This is a genomic window from Pseudomonas sp. IT-P171, from assembly GCF_949767765.1.
Taxonomy (GTDB): domain Bacteria; phylum Pseudomonadota; class Gammaproteobacteria; order Pseudomonadales; family Pseudomonadaceae; genus Aquipseudomonas; species Aquipseudomonas fluorescens_B.
The window spans coordinates 1-21,737 of sequence record NZ_CATKQN010000017.1 but is presented as its reverse complement, the minus strand read 5'-3'; the positions used below and the strand labels follow the sequence as shown (position 1 = coordinate 21,737).

At 60.4% G+C, this 21,737-nt stretch carries 18 protein-coding genes; 6 read left to right on the top strand and 12 right to left on the bottom strand.

Annotated features, from left to right (window positions below):
- Position 1: 1 nt before the first annotated feature.
- The 4 genes from ACM6I5_RS14340 to ACM6I5_RS14325 all read left to right on the top strand — a co-directional run bounded on the left by ACM6I5_RS14340 (position 2) and on the right by ACM6I5_RS14325 (position 3,493).
- Positions 2-331 carry a colicin immunity protein gene (locus tag ACM6I5_RS14340; protein ID WP_017338147.1) on the top strand — a complete coding sequence of 110 codons (330 nt, stop codon included), beginning with the start codon at positions 2-4 and terminating at the stop codon, positions 329-331.
- Positions 332-578: 247 nt separating this feature from the next.
- On the top strand, positions 579-869 hold the full coding sequence (locus ACM6I5_RS14335) for a hypothetical protein (protein WP_144425250.1): 291 nt from the start codon (positions 579-581) through the stop codon (positions 867-869).
- Complete coding sequence (locus ACM6I5_RS14330; protein WP_414884112.1) at positions 859-1,131, top strand: hypothetical protein; 273 nt, start codon at positions 859-861, stop codon at positions 1,129-1,131. The genes ACM6I5_RS14335 and ACM6I5_RS14330 overlap by 11 nt, the downstream gene beginning before the upstream one ends.
- A gap of 1,171 nt (positions 1,132-2,302) precedes the next feature.
- Positions 2,303-3,493, top strand: coding sequence for a carboxylate-amine ligase (locus ACM6I5_RS14325; RefSeq protein ID WP_414884124.1), 1,191 nt, complete (start codon positions 2,303-2,305; stop codon positions 3,491-3,493).
- 267 nt (positions 3,494-3,760) lie between these two features.
- Here ACM6I5_RS14325 and katG read toward each other — a convergent pair whose 3' ends face one another.
- The 12 genes from katG to ACM6I5_RS14265 all read right to left on the bottom strand — a co-directional run bounded on the left by katG (position 3,761) and on the right by ACM6I5_RS14265 (position 18,908).
- Entirely contained in the window at positions 3,761-6,016 is a 2,256-nt protein-coding gene (katG, locus tag ACM6I5_RS14320; protein ID WP_414884111.1) for a catalase/peroxidase HPI, read from the bottom strand.
- A gap of 449 nt (positions 6,017-6,465) precedes the next feature.
- Positions 6,466-7,773: an OprD family porin gene (locus ACM6I5_RS14315; RefSeq protein WP_414884110.1), complete on the bottom strand. Its 1,308-nt coding sequence runs from the start codon at positions 7,771-7,773 to the stop codon at positions 6,466-6,468.
- Positions 7,774-7,853: 80 nt separating this feature from the next.
- Complete coding sequence (locus ACM6I5_RS14310) at positions 7,854-8,426, bottom strand: PPC domain-containing DNA-binding protein (RefSeq protein ID WP_414884109.1); 573 nt, start codon at positions 8,424-8,426, stop codon at positions 7,854-7,856.
- 124 nt (positions 8,427-8,550) lie between these two features.
- Positions 8,551-10,128: an aldehyde dehydrogenase (NADP(+)) gene (locus ACM6I5_RS14305; protein WP_414884108.1), complete on the bottom strand. Its 1,578-nt coding sequence runs from the start codon at positions 10,126-10,128 to the stop codon at positions 8,551-8,553.
- Between the two features lie 31 nt (positions 10,129-10,159).
- Positions 10,160-11,119 carry an amidohydrolase family protein gene (locus tag ACM6I5_RS14300; RefSeq protein WP_414884107.1) on the bottom strand — a complete coding sequence of 320 codons (960 nt, stop codon included), beginning with the start codon at positions 11,117-11,119 and terminating at the stop codon, positions 10,160-10,162.
- Positions 11,112-12,071, bottom strand: a complete 960-nt coding sequence (locus ACM6I5_RS14295) for an amidohydrolase family protein (protein ID WP_414884106.1) — start codon at positions 12,069-12,071, stop codon at positions 11,112-11,114. The genes ACM6I5_RS14300 and ACM6I5_RS14295 overlap by 8 nt, the downstream gene beginning before the upstream one ends.
- A 13-nt stretch (positions 12,072-12,084) precedes the next feature.
- Positions 12,085-12,543 carry a thioesterase family protein gene (locus tag ACM6I5_RS14290; RefSeq protein ID WP_017339293.1) on the bottom strand — a complete coding sequence of 153 codons (459 nt, stop codon included), beginning with the start codon at positions 12,541-12,543 and terminating at the stop codon, positions 12,085-12,087.
- Between the two features lie 40 nt (positions 12,544-12,583).
- Positions 12,584-14,482 (bottom strand): TRAP transporter large permease subunit, encoded by a 1,899-nt coding sequence (locus ACM6I5_RS14285; RefSeq protein ID WP_031318990.1) that lies wholly within the window; start codon positions 14,480-14,482, stop codon positions 12,584-12,586.
- 15 nt (positions 14,483-14,497) lie between these two features.
- Positions 14,498-15,541: a TRAP transporter substrate-binding protein gene (locus ACM6I5_RS14280; protein ID WP_017339291.1), complete on the bottom strand. Its 1,044-nt coding sequence runs from the start codon at positions 15,539-15,541 to the stop codon at positions 14,498-14,500.
- 170 nt (positions 15,542-15,711) lie between these two features.
- Positions 15,712-16,917 (bottom strand): CaiB/BaiF CoA transferase family protein, encoded by a 1,206-nt coding sequence (locus ACM6I5_RS14275; protein ID WP_031318988.1) that lies wholly within the window; start codon positions 16,915-16,917, stop codon positions 15,712-15,714.
- Between the two features lies 1 nt (position 16,918).
- Positions 16,919-17,698 (bottom strand): enoyl-CoA hydratase-related protein, encoded by a 780-nt coding sequence (locus ACM6I5_RS14270; RefSeq protein WP_414884104.1) that lies wholly within the window; start codon positions 17,696-17,698, stop codon positions 16,919-16,921.
- Positions 17,699-17,771: 73 nt separating this feature from the next.
- Complete coding sequence (locus ACM6I5_RS14265) at positions 17,772-18,908, bottom strand: iron-containing alcohol dehydrogenase (protein ID WP_414884103.1); 1,137 nt, start codon at positions 18,906-18,908, stop codon at positions 17,772-17,774.
- 175 nt (positions 18,909-19,083) lie between these two features.
- Here ACM6I5_RS14265 and ACM6I5_RS14260 point away from each other — a divergent pair, with 175 nt between their 5' ends.
- A complete protein-coding gene (locus ACM6I5_RS14260; RefSeq protein WP_031318987.1) occupies positions 19,084-20,007 on the top strand; it encodes a LysR family transcriptional regulator in 924 nt (307 codons plus the stop codon).
- A gap of 347 nt (positions 20,008-20,354) precedes the next feature.
- Positions 20,355-21,701, top strand: a complete 1,347-nt coding sequence (locus ACM6I5_RS14255) for a PQQ-dependent sugar dehydrogenase (RefSeq protein ID WP_414884102.1) — start codon at positions 20,355-20,357, stop codon at positions 21,699-21,701.
- The last annotated feature ends 36 nt before the right edge of the window (positions 21,702-21,737 follow it).

Below are 21,737 nucleotides of genomic sequence, written 5' to 3'. Positions count from 1 at the left end.
AATGATCATTGATCTTCAGCAGCGCTACGACTCATCCGATGACTTCTTCAATCTTGGTGGAAGCGTTGTGATGAAGGTCTCAGCCGATGCAGCAGTTGCTATTTGTGAACGCGCTGCACAGCGCGGGTTAGTGGTCGCTCGAATCGAAGGAGGCATTTGGCATGCCCCTGGATTTGAGGCGCGGTTGGATTGTATTTGGGACGGAGTTGATCCCCCAGTCGATCAGAGAACGGCCGAACAAAACAATCGAGTAGCGGCTGAATTCGTGCGCACGGAACAGGCCGTGCATGATGTCTACGTGATTACGGCGCCTCGTATGTTGGGATGGTAAGCACGTCGCGTTTGCTGGCAGCAAGGAACACTTGAAGGTCCGGTAGTAGTGTTGGTGCAAAAGCGACAGGTGGTGCAGTAGAGCTAACATTTGACAAAGCTACCCGGACTTGGACAACCCCAGCAGGTCTAGACTATGGACAAGGATCGGTTCAAGGAAACAGAGTTTTGCATGTTTTAGAGCATGCGGAGCCGAATCCGGCCAAGACAACGCATAGTGTCTTTAAGTTGGCCCTGAGAACTCGTTTGTGTTTCCGAAAAGCTATTTGGATGAGCTTTACAAGTCGACAGGTGGGAATATTCGCGCCGTGGAAACGAAACTTAGCTTGCCTGCTGGTTATCTGGATAAGGCTCAGGCAGAGGTAATTGCTAAGCCAAATGTTCGCATGCCGTCAGGGAATGAAGTTGGTGCATTTCCTGGTTATTGGGTTCCTGGGGGGTATACTTCTGGTGGCGTACCAGAGGCTGTCATTCCCGGGCAGTTGCGAATTGATCAAGTCGCTGTAAAGGCTGTGAGGGAGTTGTTCAATGGAAATTGATTTGCCACTTGGTTATTGGTTGAAGAGCACTAGTGAAGGGTATTTTTGCATCGGCTTTCAATATGGGGGGCACATGGGGGGGGAATGTGAAATATTTCTTCCAAGGTCCAAGTTGCAAAAGTTTTGCTCTGATGACGAATGGCGTAATCAGACTATAAATCGATTTTACAAAATTGTTTTTCTAGCCATCCCAGAACTGAATGTGCCGATCCCTGAGACTGAAGCAAAAAAGGACGGCGTAGTTCCTGATGACTGGGCTTGAAATAAAAGTCGCAATAGAGTCGCAATAGAAAACAATAGGGTGTAAAAGCGACAGGTGGTGCAGTAGAGCTAACATTTGACAAAGCTACCCGGACTTGGACAACCCCAGCAGGTCTAGACTATGGACAAGGATCGGTTCAAGGAAACAGAGTTTTGCATGTTTTAGAGCATGCGGAGCCGAATCCGGCCAAGACAACGCATAGCGTCTTTAGTATGGACAGAAAAGAAATTTTAGGAGCTGTCGATGAGGCATGGCTCAAGAAAGGTAGTCCCGTGGTAGGTGATCCGGGTGCATATGTTGTCCCGATGGGCCGAGCGATTGGTACTTCGGGAGAAACGAGTATTAAAATTATTGTTCGGCCTGGGACCAATCAGGTCATTACCGCCTATCCTGTTAAATAGAGAAGTTTTATATGCTGTGTCCAAGGTGTGAGCAGGGAGATGTTGTCAAGGCTAGAATTGTAGCTAACGACACTTGCTTGTTCGTATGTCAAGAGTGCGAGGCCTCATGGTTTTTATACGAAAACATTGGGGTTAAGGCCTTTGTCGACTATGGGACTTATATGGAAAGTCTAGGACTGAAACCACTATGGAGTGAGTTGCAAATCATTCCTGAGTAGGTGCAAAATGGTCGATCAAGAATAAAATCATAGTAGGTAATAATGATCTGGCACCACTTCGAGTGGTGTGCGGGTCGAAGGGTATTTGACTCCCTATAAAATTGGCCATCCAAAGCGTTATGGGGCTTAGTGAAAATATGTTTCTCATGGGAAGACTCAGGTGGTGGGCTTTCCCCATATTGCAGGTCTAGCATCCTCAATGAAGATGGAGTCAGCCCGCTCGCTTGCTTGTTAAATGATGATGGCGGAATTTATTTTCTGGATACCAACGTATTTCCGTGACGAGCGTACCTGCGGTGTGAAAGGGATTCATCTATTTCTCACGCGACAAAATGGGCGACCCAAAGAAATCGCCCTTTTTCATTCACTCCACAGCCTGCGCCCGCAATACAGGTGTCGTGGGCCGCATTGCGAAAAAAACAAGAACTCCTACGCCCAAATGCAGCCATAGCCTTAAGAACGCTAATTCTTGAATCCGGCAATGGCGCAGGTCTTCAGCCACTCGCCCAATCACGGATTCCAGACCGCAAGGCAGACCCCGTGAGGGCAATGATGAACCCACACCTGAACTTCGGCATTGAAGAGGAATACTTCATCACTGACCTGCGCACCCGCCGCATGTCGGAGGATCCGCCCGGCGCGGCGATTGAGGCGTGCAAGGCGGCGTTAGGCCCGTGCTTTGCCTATGAGATGTTTAAAGGGCAGGTCGAAGTCGCGTCGCCAATATTTACTGACATTGCGCAAGCGGCGGAGTACCTGGCCAACGTTCGCCAAACCTTGCGGAAAGCGCTTGATCCTTATGGCCTGGGACTACTCAGTGTCGGCAGCCATCCGTTGGCGGACTGGCGTCTGCAACAGGCCACGGAGCAGGATCATTTTCTTCAACTGTTCGAAGACTACCAGCGCGTCGCACGGCGCAGCCTGCTGTCCGGTCTGCACGTGCATGTTGAAGTGCCGGGACATCTGGACCGAATTCGGGTGATGAACGAAGTCTTGCCGTGGCTGCCGTTTTTGCTGGCCTTGAGCAGCTCTTCACCGTTTTGGGACGGCACCGACAGCGGCTTCGCGAGTTACCGGCAAACGGCTTGTGATGAATGGCCGCGGATGGGCGTTCCGGAGTTCCTTGAAGATCAAGCCGCCTATGACGCCTACGTTGCGCTGCTGATGCGTACCGGGACTGTTCGGCAGGCTGGCGATATCTGGTGGGGTTTGCGGCCGGCGGCGAAGTATCCAACCCTGGAATTGCGCATGACGGATGCGTGTCCACGGCTGGATGATGCGTTGTGCATTGCTTCGTTTTTTCGGCTGGTGGTGGCGTATGCCATTGACCAACCGCGCCCCGGATCTGCCTATTCACAAGCATCCCAGTGGGTTCTCAAGGAAAACCGCTGGCGGGCGAAACGCTTCGGAACCCGGGCGTCGTTCATTATTGAAGGCTACGACCGGCCGTTCTCCATGGAGCAGTGGCTGTTCATGGCTGAACAGATATTGGGCGATGCGGCGCGAACACTGGGTGCAGAGTCGGTTTTTGCTCACATCAGGCAAATGCTCCGCGAAGGCACCAGTGCGCAGCGACAACTGGGTGTTTACCAGCGAGCCTTGGGCAGTGGGGACGATGTCCAGGCTGCACTTTCGCAAGTGGTGGACCAACTGCTGACGGAAACGTCGCAAGCGCCATCTTTCGATCAAAGGATCCCCGGCAGCGGCAATCCCGGCAGGGCGTTGACAGGACAGGTGATCTGATCCGTATTTTTCTGCGTGATCTGCATCTGTTACGCATCAGGCCTGCGCCTCACAATGACAGCACGGTCCGCATTCGCAGTAGCCCTTGCACCGCATTCTCATTCCGTAGGAGGCTCCATGGCCAAGATGTCCCTTTTCCTGGGTGGTTTTCTGCTGTTAACCCTTTTGATCGGTGCCCTGGCGACGATCTCTCCCACTTAGTCCGTTTTGCCAGTCGGCAAAAAGCACAACGCCTCCACTTGGGAGGCGTTGCAGTTTTCAGCCGTGTTACTTCAGATCAAACCGATCCAGATTCATCACCTTCGTCCACGCCGCCACAAAGTCCTTCACAAACTTCTCCTTCGAATCGCTGCTGGCATAGACCTCAGCCAACGCGCGCAACTGAGCATTCGAACCGAAGACCAGATCGACCCGCGTGCCGGTCCATTTCACTTCGCCGGTTTTGCGATCGCGCCCTTCAAACTCCTCGCTAGCCTCAGAGGTCGGTTTCCATTCCACGCCCATGTCGAGCAGGTTCTTGAAGAAGTCGTTGGTCAGCGCCTCTTTCTGCTGGGTGAATACGCCGTGCTTCGTTTGTCCGACGTTGGTATTCAACACTCGCAGGCCGCCGATCAGCGCGGTCATTTCCGGCGCAGTGAGGGTCAGTTGTTGCGCCTTGTCGATCAACAGATGCTCGGCCGGAACGCGGTAGCGGGTTTTGAGGTAGTTGCGGAAGCCGTCGGCGATGGGTTCGAGGAAGCCGAAGGATTCCACATCGGTCTGTTCTTGCGAGGCGTCAGCACGCCCCGGTGTGAACGGCACCGTGACGCTGTGACCGGCATTTTTTGCGGCTTGTTCGACACCGGCGTTGCCGGCCAGCACGATCAGGTCCGCCAGCGAGATTTTCTTGCCGCCGTTGTTGAACTCGTTCTTGATGCTTTCGAGTTTCGCCAGCACGTTCGCCAGTTGCTCAGGCTGGTTGGCTTGCCAGGACTTCTGCGGCTCCAGGCGCAGACGACCGCCGTTGGCGCCGCCGCGTTTGTCGGAGCCACGGAAGGTCGAAGCCGCCGCCCAGGCCGTGGATACCAGTTGTGAAACGCTCAGGCCCGAGGCGAGGATTTTGCTCTTGAGCGTGGCGACGTCGCTGTCGTTGACCAGTTCGTGGTCGACGTCCGGGATCGGGTCTTGCCACAGCAGTTCTTCACTGGGCATTTCCGGGCCGAGGTAGCGGGAGAGAGGACCCATGTCGCGGTGGATCAGCTTGAACCAGGCGCGGGCGAAGGCGTCGCTCAGTTGATCCGGGTTCTGCAGAAAGCGTCGCGCAATCGGTTCATAGATCGGGTCGAAGCGCAGGGCCAGGTCCGAGGTCAGCATGGTTGGGTTGCGCCGTTTCGACGGGTCGTGTGCATCCGGAATAGTCCCGGCGCCCGCGCCGTTTTTGGCGACCCACTGGTTTGCGCCGGCCGGGCTTTTGCTCAGTTCCCACTCGAAGCCGAACAGGTTTTCCAGGTAGTTGTTGCTCCACCGGGTGGGCGTGGTGGTCCAGGTCACTTCCAGTCCGCTGGTGATGGTGTCCGGGCCCTTGCCGGTGCCGAAGTTGTTTTTCCAGCCCAGGCCTTGTTGTTCAAGACCGGCCGCTTCGGGCTCGGCGCCCACGTTGTCGGCAGGCCCGGCGCCGTGGGTTTTGCCGAAGGCATGGCCGCCGGCGATCAGCGCCACGGTTTCTTCGTCGTTCATGGCCATGCGGCCGAAGGTTTCACGGATGTCCAGGGCCGAAGCGACGGGGTCGGGATTGCCTTCCGGACCTTCCGGGTTCACGTAGATCAGGCCCATCTGCACGGCGGCCAGTGGGTTTTCCAGATTGCGTCCTTCATCCGTGCGGCTGTCTTCGTTTCTCCCGGGTTCGGCCACGAGTGGCACATCGCCGGGTGTCTGTACGGGTTTTTGCCCTTTGTCGTAGCGGGTGTCGCCACCCAGCCATTTGTTTTCCGAACCCCAGTAAACGTCCTCGTCCGGTTCCCAGACGTCGGCACGGCCACCGGAAAAACCAAAGGTCTTGAAGCCCATGGATTCCAGCGCAACGTTGCCGGTCAGCACGATCAGGTCGGCCCAGGAAATGTTGTTGCCATACTTTTGCTTGATCGGCCACAGCAGCCGGCGTGCCTTGTCGAGGCTGACGTTGTCCGGCCAGCTGTTGAGCGGGGCGAAGCGTTGTTGACCGGAGCCGGCACCGCCACGCCCGTCACCGGTGCGGTAGGTGCCCGCGGCGTGCCAGGCCATGCGAACGAACAGCGGGCCATAGTGACCGAAGTCTGCCGGCCACCAGTCTTGCGAATCGGTCATCAATGCGGTCAGGTCTCGCTTGACCGCCGCAAAGTCGAGCTTTTTGAACGCTTCGGCATAGTCGAAGCCCTCGTCCATGGGGTCAGACAGGGACGAGTGCTGGTGCAGGATCTTCAGATTCAGTTGGTTCGGCCACCAGTCGCGGTTGGTCGTGCCACCGCCGGCGGCGTGATTGAACGGGCATTTCGATTCATTTGCCATGTGCGAGCTACCTTTTGGTCGTGTTCTTCCGGCTATCGGGCCCGGAGCGGGCGTTAAATAGCGACGAGCGAGATCAAGACACAGGCTGCAGGGCCAGCAGTTGGATCAACTGATTGTGGTGACCACACGGAATTCTGAACAGCGGCAATCAGGTTGCCTGCGCGGTGACCCACGGGCGGCCTAGTCAAGCTTCGGGCTCATTCCTGTCTCCTTTCCAGCGCTAATCCGGCCGGCTTATGACGCCAGCGCAGACTAAGGTTAGACCCGAGTCGGGAAGTCAGCTAATAGGTGGAGTGTTGTGGCCCGATAGGCAGAATCTTTCACTGAAACCCTCTGGTGGAAACGATCGTCAGGGACAGTTGAACCAGCCGCTGACGCAATTGCGGGATTGAGATCAACCCTCGGAGGCTACGTCGGGATCGTCCGGCATAGCCTCCGAACACCCATCGTCAAAGCAGCGGAATGCTGTAGCTGACGATCAGGCGGTTCTGGTCCTGGTTTCGGCTCGCTTCACTGTTGGACTTGCCGTTGCGCCAGCCAAACCCGACGCCTTTGAACGCGCCGGACTGAATCGCGTAATCCAGGCCGATATCCCGTTCCCATTCCTTTTGCGTGTCGCCAGTGACGGTCTTGATGTTGTCGCCGCTGAGGTAGATGACCGACGCCTTCAAACCGGGCACGCCCAACCCTGCAAAGTCATACGCATACTGGCCGAAAGCGGTGCGTTCACCTGCGCGGGTGAAGGTCTGGATCAGGCGGTCGGTGTACAGATAAAGACTGGCGCCACCGGCCCCTTTGTCCGGCAGGTTGCCTTGGCTGAGCTGGGTGAAGTTGCTGCCGCTGGAAACGCTTTGGTAGCCGGCGGTGATGGCATGGGCGCCGGCGGTGTAAATCAGTGCGGCGCTCCAAGTCCGGTTGTCGATTTCGCCATCGGCGCCTTCGGTGTAGCCGCTGATCCGGTAGCCTGAAGTGCCCGAACTGTTTTTGCCGGACGAATCGGTCTTGAAGTAACGCAGGTCGGTTTTCAGCGATTGATTGTCCGAGATCGTCAGTGTGTGCATCAGCCCCAAAAACTGCTGGGTGTAGTAGTCGTCGAGGTTGGCATAGTAATACTGGGCGGTCAGGTCCTTGGTGATTTTCCAGTCGCCACCGGCGAAGTCGAACGCGTTGCTTTCACGGGTGCCACCCGTTACCGCGAGCCCGGTCTGATCGCTTGAACCCCGGCCAGTCGCGTGTTCGATGCGGCCACCAGTGAGGGTCAGGTCTTTGAACTCGCCCGAGGTGATCTGCCCGCCTTCGAAGGTCTGCGGCAGCAGGCGGCCGTCGTTGGCCACCAGGATCGGCAGCTTTGGCATCAGCGTGCCCAGGCGCAGTTCGGTTTTCGAGACTTTGACCTTGCCGGTCAACCCCAACCGGCTCCACTCGTCGACCGCGCTGTTGTCGCTGTCCGAAGGAATCATGCTGCTGCCGACGTGGCGTCCTTTGCCGCTGTCCAGGGTAATCCCCATCAGGCCCAGTGCGTCGACACCGAAACCGACGGCGCCGTCGGTGTAGCCCGACTTGTAGTCGAGCATGAAACCCTGCGCCCATTCTTCGGTTTTCGACGGGGCGGCCGGGCCATCGCGGTTGTCGTTGTTGAAGTAGAAATTCCTCATCCCCAACGTCGCTTTGCTGTCACTCAGGAAGTCGGCGTGCGCCTGGGTGCTGAGTGCAATGGCGCCCAGCGCCAGGGTTACAACCGTGTTCTTGTTGCTCATGTAAGACGCCCCTAATTATTTTTGTAATATGAATCGGGAGGGTGGCTCCCGCCGTGGCAGGCGGGAGCGTGAGGCTTGATTCAGATACCCAGCACGTTGGCGCCGATGCAGGGATCGATGCCGCGTTCCAGGCGACGCTGATGGACGATCACGGTGATTTCCATCGAACCGGTGGTGACCTCGAAATCGAGGATGTGGCCGCCATAGGCCTGGAAGGTGGCATCACCAGCAACGCCGTGCATATGGATCGAAGGCTGACCGTTCTTCCACGCCACCGAGCCGGTGATGCTGGCCATCTCGACGCTGTTCAGGATCTTGGCGTCGAAGTCCTTCTTGTCCTTGTTCCAGAAACCGAACTTGACGTTGCCGAAGCCGATACCCGTGATGGACGCGCTGGGAATCTTCTCGGCGATGGCCAGTTTGGTCAGTTCCTTGAACGCGTTGTCGCCCATGCGCAGCACCATGAGGTAACCGGTGGGTGTTTTGGTGTAGCGCGGTGTGGCTTCAGTGGCACATTGCATGGGGGCTGTCGTAGCGGCGGGCGTGGTTTCGGCAATGGCCAGTTGAGTGCCTGCGGTGGTGATCATCACGGCAGCGGTCACGGCCAGCATCAATTTGCACAAGCGGTGTTTCGGGTGACGTTGAGCTTGCATGAGACTTCCTCTGTTTTTGTTGTTGTGTGGGTACAGCGGTTTTCAGGACGAGCGAATCCGACGCCTGTGTTCAACAGGCGCGGAAGGTGTGGCTGTCAGTGGGTGTCAGTTGAAGCGCGTTGACCTACAGCGCATCGCGGTGGCTGATGCCGTCCACCAGTCGGGCGATGCTCAACGGGTTGCTGTTTTTCAGGGCGTCCGGCAGCAGGCTGTCGGGGCAGTTCTGGAAACACACCGGTCGCAGGAAACGATCGATCGCCAACGTCCCGACCGAGGTGCCGCGCGCATCCGATGTCGCCGGGTACGGCCCGCCGTGCACCATGGCGTCGCAGACTTCCACGCCGGTGGGGTAACCGTTGAACAGGACGCGTCCGACTTTCTGTTCCAGCAGGGCCAGAACGTCGCCCTGGGTGGCGACTTCCGAATCTTCGACCATCAGCGTTGCGGTCAACTGACCGCGCAAACCGTGCAATGCCTGGATCAATTCGGCGCGGTCAGCGACTTCCACCACGAGGGTGGTCGGGCCGAACACTTCTTCCTGAAGCAACTCATCGCCATTGATCAACAGGCTGGCGTCGGCCTTGAACAGTTGCGGCCGTGCCTGGTTTCCCTGTTGCTCGGTGCCGGCCAGGTGCGTGATGCCGGGGTGGGCGCGCAGGTGATCCAGACCCTGGCAGTAGCTTTTCAGTGCGCCGGCGTTGAGCATGGTTTGCGCTGGTTGCTCGTTCATCAAACCGGTGAAGCGCTCAAGGAAAGCCGTGAACTCCGGCGAGCGAATGCCCAGCACCAAACCGGGATTGGTGCAGAACTGGCCCGCGCCCAACACCACGGAAGCGCTCAGGTCAGCGGCGATCTTTTCGCCCCGTGCCTTGAGGGCTTCGGGCATCAGCAACACCGGGTTGATGCTGCTCATCTCGGCGAACACCGGGATCGGCTGAGGACGCGCCGCGGCCATGTCACACAAGGCGCGGCCGCCGCGCAACGAACCGGTGAAGCCGACCGCCTGAATGGCCGGGTGTTTGACCAGCGCTTCACCGACGCTGCCGTAAAGCAGGCTGAATACACCCTCGGGCATGCCGGTTTTCCGGGCGGCGCGGGTGATCGCATCCGCAACGTAATCGGCGGTCGCCATGTGGCCGCTGTGGGCCTTGAACACCACCGGGCATCCGGCGGCGAGGGCGGACGCGGTGTCGCCGCCGGCGGTGGAGAAGGCCAGCGGAAAGTTGCTGGCGCCGAACACCGCGACCGGACCGAGCCCGGTGCGGTACTGGCGCAGGTCGGGACGGGGCAACGGTTGGCGGTCCGGCAGCGCACGGTCGATGCGTGCGCCGTAGAAATCACCCCGGCGCAACATCGTGGCGAACAGGCGCATCTGACCGCTGGTGCGTGCCCGCTCACCTTGGATGCGCCCGGCGGGCAGGGCGGTTTCCCGGCACACGAGGGCGATGAATGATTCATCCAGCGCGTCGAGCTCGGTGGCGATGGCATCGAGAAACCCGGCGCGGCGGGCGGCCGACAGGTTGCGAAAGGTCGGGTACGCCGTGGCTGCCGCTTGTGCCGCCGCATTTACTTCATCGGCGGTCGCCTGGTGGAAGCGGTATGGCAGCGCTTCGCCAGTGCTGGCGTCGTGGCTTTGCAGGGTGGTCGTCCCTTTTGCCGAACGTGCGCCGGCGATGTAGTTGTGGCCTGAAACTTCAAACATGTTGGACTCCTGATGAGCAGTTCAAATCGGGTCAAGCGAGGCGGTAGAGACGCCGGGCGTTGTCATGAAACAGGGCCAGCCGATCAGCAGGGGAACGCTCCCTGACGATGGTTTTGAAACCGTCGAACACTTCGCTGAGGCTGTTCACCACGCCATCGACCGGGTAATTGCTGGCAAACGCGCAGCGACTGATGTCGAAGATCGAAATCGCGTCGTTCACCACACCACGGTTCGCCTCGACCGGCCATGCCTCGCCCGGGATGCAGATGCCGGAAATCTTCAGCGCGACATTAGGTTCCTGTGCCAGCAGCGCGAGGTTTCTACGCCAACCGGCCAAGCCTTCTTCCGAACGATCTGCGGGCAGTGCGGTGTGATTGACCACGATGGTTACGTCGGGGAAATCACGGGCCAGTTCGGCGGCTTCCGGCAGATGCCACCACGGCGCCTGCAACTCGAAGTGCAGGCCGTTTTCGGCCAGTCGGGCATAACCGTCGCGCCAGCGCGGATCGCGCATGGAGCCGGGTTCGGCGAAATCTTCACTCCAGGCCTCGAGACTGGTCACCGTTGGCTTGTGGCGTATGCCGCGCACCAGCGGGTGATCGCCGTACAGGCGCAGCAGATCAAAAGCGTCTTCGCGATCCAGCCAGGCCTGCGCAACCATGGCGCCCAGGGTGGATTCGGTTTTCGCCAGCGACTCGACAAACCTCACTTCTTCAAACGGCGTCTCCGGGTCCCATTCACCCTCGATCACGACCGTCTGCACGACATGATGGCTGCCGGTGAGCCGGTGATAGTCTGCCGGCAGGAAATTGCGGCAGATGGACGAATAATCGCCATATCGAAACGGTCGCAACGGGCGGTCGTTCAACCACGGGTAGTAATGGGTTTCGATGTCGAAATAGTGTTGATGCGCATCGACGATGGGCAAGTCCGCGTCATCGCCGCTGGCGAGAAAGCGCGCGCGCCAATCGATGGCGGACAAGTTATCCATGCGGCTCCTCCAGACGATAAAAGCGCCGAGCGTTGCCGGCGAACACCGCTTCCTGCACGGCTCGCCCCATGGGCGCGAGCATTGCGGCCATGCCGTCGGCAATCGTGTCGTAGGAGGCGCGCAAACCGGCAACCGGAAAGTTGCTGGCGAACATGCAGCGCTCGGGGCCGAAAATCTCCAGGGCGGTCAGGACCACCAGCCGGTTATCGTCGTAGTTCCAGGGCGAATCCTTGAGGCCGAACTCCGACAGCTTGATGTGCACGTTGGGCTGCAAGGCCAGCGCTTCCAGGCCTTTGCGCCAGCGCGTCATGCCGGCCGGGCTGCGATCCCAGGCGAAACCGGTGTGATTGAGCGCGATGCAGATCTGCGGAAACATCGCCGCCACCTCGGCCGCCTCGACCAGGTGCCATGGCGGTACCCGCAGGTCCCACGACAGATCGTGAGCGGCCAGCCGGGAAAATCCTTCCAGCCATTTCGGGTCCTGCATCGTGCCCTTGGCCCCGGCAATCGATACGTCCGGTGAAGCCGAGGTCACCGGTTTCGAGCGAATGCCTTTCACCAGTGGCCGGGCGGCTTGTTCCGCAAGAATCTGCGCGCTGTCTTCGCGATCGAACCAGGCGTGGGCGACGATGGCATTCGGGAAGCCGTAGCGTGCGTTCACCTGTTCCAGCCAGCGTGTCTCGGCGACTTGCTCGTCACGCGCACGTTCGGCCTCGACATGCACGGTCCCCACCAACCGTTGTTTGGCGGTCAGGGCCAGGAACTGTTCCGCCAGGAAATCACGGCACAGGCTGTGATAGTCGCCGAGGAAAAAGTCCTCGTGGTATTCGTCCTGCAGCCACGGATAGCGACCGTTGCCGAGGTCCCACAGATGATGGTGAGCATCGACAACCGGCAGCGCATCCTCGGCGGCAAGGTTCCGCAGACCGTTGCGTTCGTGCAGCGTGATCATGACTCGACCCTTTTCAGCGTGACGCAGAGAATTGGGAAGGGCTGAGCACGCCGTCTTCGACTTCGCCAGCGGCGGCGGCCTCGGCTTTGGCCTGCACGCGGCTGCGCAGTTTGGCGACGTTCACCACCACGCGGGTATGCGCGGCCGTGGCGACCAGCTCGACGTCATCGCGCACTTCGACGTTGAAGGTGACACTGCGACCTTCGATGCGGGTCACCGTGGCGACGATGCTGACCGACATGCCCAGCAGCGTGGCGCCGACGTGGCGGATATCCACCGCCGCGCCGACCGTGTTTTCGCCGTCATCGAGGAAGGTCAGCAGGTAATCGAGGCACGTCTGTTCTATGTCGTCGACCAAGCGTGGCGTGGCATAGATGCGCAGGTCCTCGCCGAGAAACGAGATGGTGCGTGGCTGGTCGACGATCAGTCGGCGTTCGGTGGCGGTACCGGCTTCGAGCGTGGAGAAATTCATGGGAAACCTCATGTTTGAGTGCTGACAGTCAAAAAGTGATTCAGGCGTTGGGCAGGAAACCGATGGAAATCCACGGCACGGCAATCAGCACCCCGAGCGCTACGACCAGCGCGCCGAGATACGGCCAGACCCGACGCATGGCGCCGCTGGGGTCGACCTTGGCGATGGCGCACGCGGCGTAGAAACCCACGCCAAATGGTGGGGCGAACAAGCCCAGGCCCATGGCGAAGATCGCGACCATGGCGTAATGCACGTCGTTGATGCCCATGGCCTTGGCAATCGGGAACAGCAGCGGCCCGAACAGCACGATGGCCGGGATGCCTTCCAGGAAACTGCCGAGCAGGATGAACGCCACGGCGGAGATGATCAGGAAACCCATCGCACCACCCGGCACTGTCGACATCACCTGCGCCAACTGATGGGAGAAGCCCGACTGGGTCAGCGCCCAGGCCATGGCGGTGGCGCTGCCGATGATGATCAGGATCGCGCCGGACAACGAGGCGGTGCTGACCAGAATCGGGTACAGGCGCCGCCAGTCAAAGCAGCGATAGCACAGCAAACCGACGATGAAGGTGTAGGCCACGCCAATGGCGGCGACTTCGGTCGCGGTGGCGACCCCTTCAACTACGGCGGTGCGGATCACGAAGGGCAGGGCCAGCGCAGGGATCGCGAGCAACAATGAGTGACCGATTTCCTTGCCCGAGGCGCGTTTGCCGGTGGAGGCCTCGCCTTTGCGGTTCTTCCACCAGATCACGGCGGCCATGGCAATCGCTCCCACCACCGCCGGCATGAAGCCGCCGGTGAACAGTGCGGAAATCGACACGCCGGTCACCGAGCCGATGGTAATCAGCACCAGGCTGGGCGGAATGGTTTCCGACATCGCCCCGGAGGCATTGAGCATTGCCACCAGTTCGTTTTCATCCTCGCCGCGTTTCTTCATTTCCGGAAACAGCGCGGGTGCGATGGCGGCCATGTCGGCTGCCTTGGAACCGGAAATGCCGGAGATCAGGTAGATCGCGCCGATCAGCACATACGACAAACCGCCGCGCACATGACCGATCAACGAGCACAGGAAGCGAATCATCGCCCGCGCCATGCCCATGGCCTCGATCAGCGCCCCCAAAAACACGAAAAGCGGGATGGCCAGCAGGATCAGGCTCGCCATGCCTTCGTCCATCCGCCCGATCACCAGGGTCAGTGGAGTGCTGGTCATGGTCGACAGATACGCCACCGTCGCCAGGCCGAACGCGACCATGATGGGCACGCCGATGACGATCATCGCCATCACGCCGATCATGAAGAAGATCACCAGGTTCCAGTTGCCCATCAACAGCATCCAGCCTTCGGCCACCCACAACAATGCGCCGAGGGACGCGAGCATCGCCACCGACACCGAGAAGTCGATCAACCGTGCGCTGGTCAGCAACCGTGCGACGCAGGTCATCAGCATCAGGCTCAGGCCGACGGCGATGGCGGACACGCGAAAGGCGTTGGGAATTTCCAGGGCGGCGGTGGTGATGATCCACTCGTCGCTGACGTACTCCCAGGCCGGGGTGAACAGCAGGCCGATAAAGGTGATAACGATCACCGCGCCCAGGGTGTCGACGAAGGCGCGTTTTTCCACGGGCAGCCGCCCGATGAACGAGGTGAGGCGCATGTGCTCGCCGCGCCGCATCGCCACCACCGAGCCGAGCATCGCCAGCCACAGGAACAGCAGCGAAGCCAGTTCATCGCCCCAGACGATCGGCTGGTTGAGCACGTAGCGAGAGAACACATTGCAGAACAGCAGTGTGACTTCGATCACCACCAGCAACGCCGCGCTGCCCTCGGTCAGCCAGCGCAGGCCGGTGTCCAGCGCACGACCGAGACGAAACGTGGTTTGGCGCGGGCTGACTCCTTCAGCGGGGGACACTTCCGTCATTGGTATTTCAGTTTTCATGACCTTGTCTCCGGCTTAGGACAGTTGACCTGCGTATTGCTCAAGCAAGCTCCAGGCTTCCGGGCCGTACTTTTCCTTCCATTGGGTGTAGAAGCCTTTCGACTGCAGGTCCGTCCTGAACAATGAACGGTCGACTTTGTTGAAGGTGATGCCGTGGGCGGTCAGCGAGGGTTCCAGGCTGGCGTTGAGGTCGATCACCTGTTGGCGCTGGACCAGCGCGGCGGCGTTGATCTGCCGGGAAACGATTTCCTGCACATCGGCGGGCAGTTTTGGAAAGGTCTTGCCCGAGGCGACGATCCAGAAACCGCCCCAGATGTGGTCGGTCATGGAGCAGTATTTCTGCACTTCATAAAAGCGTGCGGACTCGACCACCACCAAAGGATTTTCCTGGCCGTCGACCACTTTGGTCTGCAAGGCCGAGTAGGTTTCGTTGATGCTGATGCCGGTCGGCGAGGCGCCGAGGGCGCTGAACATCGAGGTCCATAACGGGCTGACCAACACGCGCAGCTTGAAGCCGGCGAGGTCTTGCGGGGTGTTGATCGGCCGTGTCGAACTGGTGATCTGGCGGAAGCCGTTGTTCCAGACTTTCTCCATCGGGATCAGGCCGACTTTCTCGGTTTTGGCCCGTACGTGCTCGCCCAGTTTGCCGTCCAGCGCGGCCCAGACACTGTCGTAATCCTTGAACGCGAACGGCATGCTTTCAATTGACATGGCCGGTACCAGCGTCGAGAGAATCGCACCGGGCAGCGGAATGAAATCGATCGCCCCGGCACGCACCTGGGACAGCATGTCGGTGTCGCCACCCATGGCGCCGTTGGCGTACACCTGCAAGTCCACTGCGCCGTTGGTTTCGGCCTTGATCGCGAGCGAGGCTGCTTTCATCTGGATGTTCAGCGGGTGGGTGTCGGGCAGACTGCTGGTGTAGCGCAGCACGATGGGTTTGGTCGCGGCGAAGACGCCGGAGGGCAGCAGGTTGGCGGCAAATGCACCACCCACGGTGACGCCGGCAGACACTAGAAATGATCGGCGGCTGACAGACTCGGTCAAGATACGGCTCATGATGTTCACCTTCTTGTTTTTGTTGTAGTTGTTCTAAAAAACAGCAGATCAATGATGCGAACGCTGTTCCTGCGGGAGCGGGCTTGCTCGCGAAGGGGCCATCAGTCTCGATATCTGTATTGACTGAACCACCGCATTCGCGAGCAAGCCCGCTCCCACAGGTTTTTGCGTTATGCCAGGGCCACCACTGCTTGGCTCCGGATCAGCTCATCGATTTCATTCTCCGCATACCCGCTTTCCTTCAGCACTTCGCGGGTGTGTTCGCCGAGCAGCGGCGCAGGGCGGCTGGTGGTTGGCGGGGCGTTGTCCATGTCGGAGAAGTGGATCGGCAGGCCCATGCCGCGCACCCGGCCTTCGGTGGGGTGTTCGGTCTCGACGACCATGCCGCGAGCCTTGGTTTGTGGATGGGCGAGGGCGGCGGCGATGTCGAGGACCGGCCCGGCAGGCAGGCCGAGGCTGTCGAACAACACCATCCATTCATCCGTGGTGCGCGCGACCAGGACTTCGTTGAGAATTTCCACCAGGGCCAGACGATGCTCCATGCGCAACGCGTTGCTGGCGAAGCGCGGATCGGCCTTGAGTTGCGGCAATGCCAGCGCTTCGACCAGCCGTTCGTAGTTGGCCTGGTTGGCGGCGCCGATGTTGATCCAGCCGTCCGCCGTGCGGAACACCTGGTACGGCGCGCTGGTGGAGTTGGCCGAGCCCATTTTCGGCAGGATGGTGCCATCGGCGAAATACGCCGCTGCCGGCCAGTACATCTGTTGCAGGCCGGCTTCGAACAGCGACGTGTCGACCATCTGCCCGAGCCCGGTTTTCTGTTTGGCGGCATAGGCGGCGCAGATGCCGAGGGCGGCAAGGATGCCGGAGTTGATGTCGGCCACCGGCGAGCCGGCCTTGACCGGCTCACGCCCGGCTTCACCGGTCATGCTCATCATGCCGCTCATGCCCTGGGCGATCAGGTCGAAACCGCCTTTCTCGCCGAACGGCCCGCTGCGCCCGTAACCGGAAATCGCGCAGTAGATCAGGCCAGGGTTGAGGGTTTTCAGGGTGTCGTACCCCAGGCCGAATTTCTCCATGGTGCCGGCACGGTAGTTTTCCGTGACCACGTCGGCGTCCATCAGCAGGCGGCGCAGTACGTCGCGTCCGCCCTCGGTTTTCAGGTTCAGGCCGATGCCGCGCTTGTTGCGGTTGACCACCATGAACGAAGCGGATTCGCCGCTGGCCATGATCGGCGAGAAGCGGCGCGAATCATCACCGTCCGGGACTTTCTCGACCTTCACCACGTCAGCGCCCATGTCGGCCAGCATCATGCCGCACACCGGGCCGGACATGATGTGAGCCAGTTCTACCACGCGCATTCCTGTCAGCGGTCCCATGTTATTTACCCTCGAATTGTGGTTTGGCTTTCGCGATGAACGCGTTCAGGCCAGTCTGAAAATCGTCGGTGTCGTAGCAGGAGTAACTGCTGTCGATCTGTTCGACGGTGGGGGCAACGCCCGCTTCCAGTTGTCGCGCTGCCTGGCGATGCCAGCGAGCAACGAGGGGCGCGCCGTGGGTGATGCGTTTGGCGGTGGCGAGGGTCTCTGACTCGACCTCGGCATCGGGCACGACGCGGGTCACGATGTTTTTCACGTAGGCGTCGTGGGCGTCGAGAATGCGGCCTTCCAGCAGAATTTCCAGGGTCGTCGAGCGTCCGGCGAGGGCTACCAGCCCGGCCATTTCGTCATAGGACATGACCAGCCCGAGCTTGCCGACCGGCGCACCGAAGCGGCTGGATGTGCCACAGATACGCAGGTCACAGAGCGCGGCGATTTCCAGGCCGCCACCGACGCACACGCCATGGATCATCGCGATCACCGGGTGCGGGCAATCGACAACCGCGCGCATCGCCTTCGAGGTGACATCGGCATAGACCCTGGCTTGCGCCTGGTTGGCGCGCACGGCCGGAAACTCGCCGACATCGGCGCCAGCGGCAAAGGCCTGTTCGCCGGCACCGCGCAACACCACGCAGCGCACGCTGAGGTCGGCGGACAATTCGGTCATGACGTCACCCAGGTCCTGCCACATGGACAGGGTCAGGGCGTTCATTTTTCCCGGATGACTGAGGGTGACGATGGCAATGGCGTCTTGCCGTTCGATAAGGACGGTGGGCTTCATGATTGTTCCGCTGGCGTTGGCTTGGCCGACGACGCGGATGCCTCCTGATTTATTGTTGTTGGATAGCGGCTGCTTACAGCGATTGTTCGAGCATCGACAGGTAGTCTGCAGACGAGGCTTCGCGCGGGTTCGTCTTGTGGCTGTGATCGTGCAACGCGCCCTCGACGATGCCGGCAAACAGGCTCGGATCGACGCCGATCTCGCTCAGGCGGGTGGGCAGGCCCAGGCGTCGGGTCATGTCTTCGATGGCCGCACCGATGTTCGCGCCGGCTTCAAGGCCCATCGCGTGGCGCAGACGTTCGAGTTTGCGCTCGTCACGGACGGTCGGAGCATTGGCATTGAAGTGCACGACCACCGGTAAAAAAATCGCGTTCAACGTGCCGTGGTGGAGTTTCGGGTTGATGCCGCCCAGGGCGTGGGAGAGGCTGTGCACGCAGCCCAGACCTTTTTGAAAGGCGAGTGCGCCCTGCATCGAAGCGCTCATCATGTTCATCCGCGCTTCACGATCGCCAGGCTCGGCGGTGGCACGTTCGATGTGTTCCCAGGCGCGCCACAGGCCGTCGAGGGCGATGCCGTCGGCGGCGGGGTTGAAGGCCGGCGCCATGAAGGTTTCGATGCAGTGGGCGATCGCGTCCATGCCGGTGGCGGCGGTGAGCATGGGCGGCAGGCCCAGGGTCAGTTCCGGATCGCAGATGGCCACGCGAGGCACCACGTAAGGCGAGATGACGCCGACTTTGCGACCATCGTCGAGGATCAGGATGGCGCCTCGTCCGACTTCACTGCCGGTGCCCGCCGTGGTCGGAATCGCGATCAGCGGCGCGGTGGCCGACGTGATGCGGTCCAGCCCGCCTTCGATCACCGCAAAGCTGTGCAGAGGACCGTCGTGGGTGGCGCAGACCGCGACGCCCTTGGCCAGATCGATCGAGGAACCGCCGCCCACCGCGATGATGCCGTTGCACTCGCCGAGGTGGTAATGCGCCACGGCTTCACGCACGGCGTGTTCGTTCGGGTTGGGCGGGGTGGCGTCGAAAATCGCCGGAGTGAGGCCGCCGAGGGCAGCGATGACTTTGTCGACGATGCCGGCATTGCGCACGCCGACGTCGGTGACGATCAGCGGCCGGGTGATGCCGGCGCGCTCGGCTTCGGCCGCCAGGTGCTGGAGGCTGTCATAGCCGAACTGGATTTTGGTGACGTAATTGATGAGTGACATGATTCACCACAAGTTATACAGGATTGTTATTGTTGCAACCGGTCTTGGGCAGGAGGGCGTTAGCGCTCTGGTCAAACCCGTTGCATTGCCTGGTTGTGGGGTGGACTATAGGGCCGTCGTGGCCAGCCTCGATACTGACAACTTTCGATACCTCTATAACTTTTAGTTAACCCTGATGACGCCCTCACTGAACTCGATCATGTCCCGCCTGCACATCAAGCAGCTTCGTTTGCTGATCGCCCTGGATGAGCACGGCTCCTTGCTGGGCGCGGCCAAGCAGGTCGCGCTGACCCAGCCCGGCGCGAGCAAGGCACTGCAGGAAATTGAAACCACCTTTGGCACGTCCTTGTTCACCCGCACTAACCGCGGGCTTGAACCGAACGATGCCGGACGCTCGGTCATCCGGTATGCGCGGTTGATCCAGACCGACCTCGCGCACCTGCGCGAAGAGATCATCGGCATCATGAGCGGCGAGGGCGGGCGCGTGTCGGTCGGCACCATCATGGGCGCCGTTCCGCTGCTGACCACGGCGATCAGCCGGGTGATAGCCGACCACCCGAAGCTGTCCATCGAGATCGTCGAGGACACCAGCGCCGCGCTGCTCAGCCAGCTCGACGCCGGACGCCTGGACCTGGCGATCTGCCGTACTACCATCAGCACCACTCCCTACTTGTACGAGAGCTCGACCTTCGTCGAGGAAACCCTCGCGGTGATCGCCAGCACCCAACATCCGTTCGCCTATGCCCGGCAGCTATCGCTGAAGGACCTGGTGGATTACCGCTGGGTCGTCTACCGCGCCAACATGCCGATGCGGTTGTTGCTGGAGCGGGAATTTCACGAGGCCGACCTGCGTTTTCCGGTGCACCTGCTGGAAACCACCTCGGCCTTCGCCACCTTGTCGCTGCTTCAGGAAAACCCGACCCTTGTCGCGCTGGTGTCGACCGACGTGGCGAAGTTCTGCTCCGGCTACGGCTTCACCACCACGCTGCCGTTGCCCATCACCTCGCGCAGCGAACCCTATGAACTGGTATCGCGCAAAGGCGTGCCGGACTCGCCGGCGGCCAGGCTGTTGCGCGAGGCGTTGTTGAATCCCGCGTAGAACCGTAATGCTGTTCACACCCAGAGAGTCTTGAACCAGAGAAACCTGTGGCGAGGGAGCTTGCTCCCGCTTGAGTGCGTAGCACTCACAAAAACCGCATTGGCTGTCAGCTTTTTGGGGCCGCTACGCAGCCCAGCGCGAGCAAGCTCGCTCGCCACAAGTGACCAGCCTTAGCCTGGAACCAGTGGTTGGGATAGTGCCCGGCATTGAGGGCGTGCATTCGTGCGATTCAGGCAAAATTGATTTGTGACTGGCGCGGTGTTTGTGACGGATCAACGCCGCGATACTCGACGGGATTTTGCCTTCCCCTAAATTGGCCCACGGATGGCCATTGCGAGGTTCGAACCATGACTGTTTCCCGCCGACTGGCGCTCTTGATGACCGCTGCCGCGTTGCTCACCGCGTGTGGTGAATCGTCCAAACTGCCGCCCCAGGCCAGCGTCGGCCCCTCGCCGCAGTTGCCTGAACCCATCACTTCGTTGATCCCCACGTTGAAGGTGTCCAAGGCAGTCGGCTGGTCGGGCAGTGACATGCCCAAGGCGCCTGCCGGATTCAAGGTGACGGCGCTGGCGGATGATCTCGACCATCCGCGCTGGATCTACCTGCTGCCCAACGGCGATGTGCTGGTCGCCGAAAGCAATCACCCGCCGATGCCCGAAGGCGCCACGGACGGCGGCAGTGGGCCGCTGGCCTGGGCGAAGCGCACGGCGATGGGCATTGTGATGGGACGGGTCGGCGCCGATGTGCCCAGCGCCAATCGCATCACCTTATTGCGCGATGCCGATGGCGACGGTCACGCTGAAACCCGCACGGTGTTCATGAGCGGGCTGACTTCGCCATTCGGCATGGCGTTGGTGGGTGACGAGCTGTTCATTGCCAACGCCGATGCCGTGGTCAAGGTGCCTTACACCACGGGGCAAACCGAAATCAGCGCGACGCCGGTAAAAGTCACCGACTTGCCCGCTGGCATCAACCACCACTGGACCAAAAACGTCCTCGCCAATCCCGAGGGCACCAAGCTTTACGTCACCGTCGGCTCCAACAGCAACGTCGGTGAAAACGGCCTTGAGGCCGAAGAAGGTCGCGCGGCGATTTGGGAAGTCGACGTTAAAAGCGCAGAAAAGCGCCTGTTCGCCAGCGGTCTGCGCAACCCCAACGGCCTGGCCTGGAAGCCGGGCTCGAACGAGTTGTGGACCGTGGTCAACGAGCGTGACGAAATCGGCAGCGACCTGGTGCCGGATTACCTGACCTCGGTGAAAGACGGGGCGTTCTACGGCTGGCCGTGGAGTTACTACGGCAACCACGTCGACACCCGTGTAGAGCCGCCGCGCCCGGACAAGGTGGCTCAGGCCATCTCCCCGGATTACGCGCTGGGCACCCACGTCGCACCGCTGGGCCTGGCGTTCTCCGACGCCCGCGCGATGCCCGCCGGTTTCGCCAATGGCGTGTTTATCGGCGAGCACGGCTCGTGGAACCGCAATCCGCAGGCGGGCTATAAAGTGGTGTTCATCCCGTTCAGCGACGGCAAGCCGTCAGGCGTGCCGGTGGATTTTCTCACCGGTTTCCTCAATGCCGACGGCGAAGCGCAAGGGCGTCCGGTGGGTGTGGCGCTTGATCAGGGTGGTGCGTTGCTGGTGGCCGATGATGTCGGTAACAAGGTGTGGCGTGTGGTGGCGGCCAAACAGGGGCAATGAAAACCTGGGCTTGACTCAGTGTTGCAAAACTCAAGC

Coding starts and splice junctions, on each gene's coding strand:
- ACM6I5_RS14340 (WP_017338147.1), top strand. CDS start 2: ATGATCATTGATCTTCAGCAGCGCTACGACTCATCCGATGACTTCTTC.
- ACM6I5_RS14330 (WP_414884112.1), top strand. CDS start 859: ATGGAAATTGATTTGCCACTTGGTTATTGGTTGAAGAGCACTAGTGAA.
- ACM6I5_RS14325 (WP_414884124.1), top strand. CDS start 2,303: ATGAACCCACACCTGAACTTCGGCATTGAAGAGGAATACTTCATCACT.
- katG (WP_414884111.1), bottom strand. CDS start 6,016: ATGGCAAATGAATCGAAATGCCCGTTCAATCACGCCGCCGGCGGTGGC.
- ACM6I5_RS14315 (WP_414884110.1), bottom strand. CDS start 7,773: ATGAGCAACAAGAACACGGTTGTAACCCTGGCGCTGGGCGCCATTGCA.
- ACM6I5_RS14310 (WP_414884109.1), bottom strand. CDS start 8,426: ATGCAAGCTCAACGTCACCCGAAACACCGCTTGTGCAAATTGATGCTG.
- ACM6I5_RS14305 (WP_414884108.1), bottom strand. CDS start 10,128: ATGTTTGAAGTTTCAGGCCACAACTACATCGCCGGCGCACGTTCGGCA.
- ACM6I5_RS14300 (WP_414884107.1), bottom strand. CDS start 11,119: ATGGATAACTTGTCCGCCATCGATTGGCGCGCGCGCTTTCTCGCCAGC.
- ACM6I5_RS14295 (WP_414884106.1), bottom strand. CDS start 12,071: ATGATCACGCTGCACGAACGCAACGGTCTGCGGAACCTTGCCGCCGAG.
- ACM6I5_RS14290 (WP_017339293.1), bottom strand. CDS start 12,543: ATGAATTTCTCCACGCTCGAAGCCGGTACCGCCACCGAACGCCGACTG.
- ACM6I5_RS14285 (WP_031318990.1), bottom strand. CDS start 14,482: ATGAAAACTGAAATACCAATGACGGAAGTGTCCCCCGCTGAAGGAGTC.
- ACM6I5_RS14280 (WP_017339291.1), bottom strand. CDS start 15,541: ATGAGCCGTATCTTGACCGAGTCTGTCAGCCGCCGATCATTTCTAGTG.
- ACM6I5_RS14275 (WP_031318988.1), bottom strand. CDS start 16,917: ATGGGACCGCTGACAGGAATGCGCGTGGTAGAACTGGCTCACATCATG.
- ACM6I5_RS14270 (WP_414884104.1), bottom strand. CDS start 17,698: ATGAAGCCCACCGTCCTTATCGAACGGCAAGACGCCATTGCCATCGTC.
- ACM6I5_RS14265 (WP_414884103.1), bottom strand. CDS start 18,908: ATGTCACTCATCAATTACGTCACCAAAATCCAGTTCGGCTATGACAGC.
- ACM6I5_RS14260 (WP_031318987.1), top strand. CDS start 19,084: ATGACGCCCTCACTGAACTCGATCATGTCCCGCCTGCACATCAAGCAG.
- ACM6I5_RS14255 (WP_414884102.1), top strand. CDS start 20,355: ATGACTGTTTCCCGCCGACTGGCGCTCTTGATGACCGCTGCCGCGTTG.